Origin of the sequence: Corallococcus sp. 4LFB, assembly GCF_046520365.1 — a bacterium.
GTDB classification, from domain to species: Bacteria; Myxococcota; Myxococcia; order Myxococcales; family Myxococcaceae; genus Corallococcus; species Corallococcus caeni.
Genome location: NZ_JBKGHJ010000908.1, coordinates 1 through 1,809, shown reverse-complemented (window position 1 = coordinate 1,809; position 1,809 = coordinate 1). Strand labels below are relative to the sequence as shown.

The 1,809-nt window shown below is 73.4% G+C and carries 1 protein-coding gene; it reads right to left on the bottom strand.

What is annotated here, in order from left to right:
* Nucleotides 1–1,809: LLM class flavin-dependent oxidoreductase (locus tag ACLEQD_RS42660; RefSeq protein WP_410391689.1), on the bottom strand; the 1,809-nt coding region annotated here is incomplete at both ends.

Genomic DNA, 1,809 nt, shown 5'->3' with positions numbered 1-1,809 from the left:
GCGTCACCGGACAGCCACACCTCCACGCCCGCGGCCCGGTGCAGCGCCGCCGCCCAATTCCACCGACCGCGCCCTCCACCACCAGGGCGCCCACGTGGGCCAGGGACTCCCGCGCTCCGGACAGCTCGCTCAGCGTGCGCGCCAGGCGGGCCGACGTGTGCACCAGCACCGCGCCGGACGCGCGCGCCAGCTCCAGCAGGCCTTCCACGCCCGCCTCGGCCTCCACCAGCACCTGCTCCTGGCGGACGGCGGCCTCCGCGTCCATGCGCTCGCGCACCACCGCCAGCCGGCGCAGGCCCTCCAGCACCACCGGCGTCTCCAGCCCGAAGTCGATGAGGGCCGCCACCTCGTCCACGTCCGCCGCGCGCACGTCGCGCAGCCGCTTCACGGCGCCGTCCACCGTGCCCACGAGGCCCGTCGTCTTGGCGTGGTTCTCGAACGTGTGCTCCAGCAGCGCGTCGATGTCCTCCGCGGACAGCTTCTGGATCTCACCCTGGTACCCCTGGGTGAGCAGCAGCGACGTGACGATGTCCACCGAGCTGCGGAAGTACGCGAGCAGCGGCTGGCGCACGAGGCGCAGCACCTCCTGGTCGTCGTCGCCCAGGTACGTGTGCAGCATGCAGGTGATGTGGCCGCGCCCCGGGTGGCCGTTGCGGCGCCACGCCTCGCGGTACAGGGCGATCTTCGGCTTCAGCTCCTCCAGCGAGTGCGACAGCAGGCCGGTGAGCACGCCCGCGCCCAGCTCGCCCGCCATGCGGAAGGTCTCCGGGTTGGACGTGGCGGTGAGCCACACCGGCAGCTCCTTCTGCACGGGCTTGGGCCGCAGCACCGCCTCCATGGTGGTGCCCGCGCCGCCGGGGCGCTTGAACCGCTCTCCGCGCCACAGCGCGCGCAGCGTGGCCAGCTTCTCCACGAGGATCTCACGGCGCCTCTCGAAGTTGGCCGGCGCGAAGGTGAAGTCCTGCGTGTGCCAGCCCGTGGCCACGGACAGGCCCACGCGACCCTGGGAGAGGTTGTCCACCACGGACCACTGCTCCGCGATGAGCAGCGGATCATGCAGCGGCAGCACCACGCTGCCGGAGCGCAGGTGCAGGTGCTTCGTGACGGTGGCCAGGCCCGCCGCCACCACGGCCGGCTGCGGGTACAGGCCGCCGAAGGAGTGGAAGTGCCGCTCCGGCGTCCACACCGCGGAGAAGCCGTGGGCGTCCGCGAACTTCGCGCCCTCCAGTAGCAGCTCGTACTTCGGCCCCTGGAGCGTGTCCTCGTCGTTGGCGAAGTAGATGAGGCTCAGGTCCATCGCCTTCGCGCGAGGCCCGCCGCCCCCCAGGCTCACCAAGCCCGCGGTGATGCGCTCCGGCGGGTACACCACACGCAGCCCGCGCGTGAGCGCCCACAGGGCTTCGAGCTCCGGCCGGTCCGCGGACGCCTCGCTCGCGGACAGCCACGCGCCGCCATCCGGCGGAGACAGCCGCGCGTCCAGACCGGTGAAGAACTCCGACAGCTCGCGGTGGCCCAGCGCCCAGGCAGGCTGGCCGGAGCCCGTGGACAGCAGCCACGCCAGCGCGTGCGCGTCCTCGGATGAGGTGAAGGCCGCACCCGACGCGTCCACGTCCTCCACGTACACGACGCGCGAAGCCTCCACGCGCACGGAGGCCACCAGCGCGCGCGTGGTGACGAGCACCGGCACGCGGGCGCCTTCCGGCGCGTAGACGGGCAGCTGCCCCAGGTCCGCGGGGCCCAGCGCGATGCCCGCGCCACCGGCAGCCAGCACGCCCCACAGCGCGGCCAGCTTCTCCGGCGACGCACGCA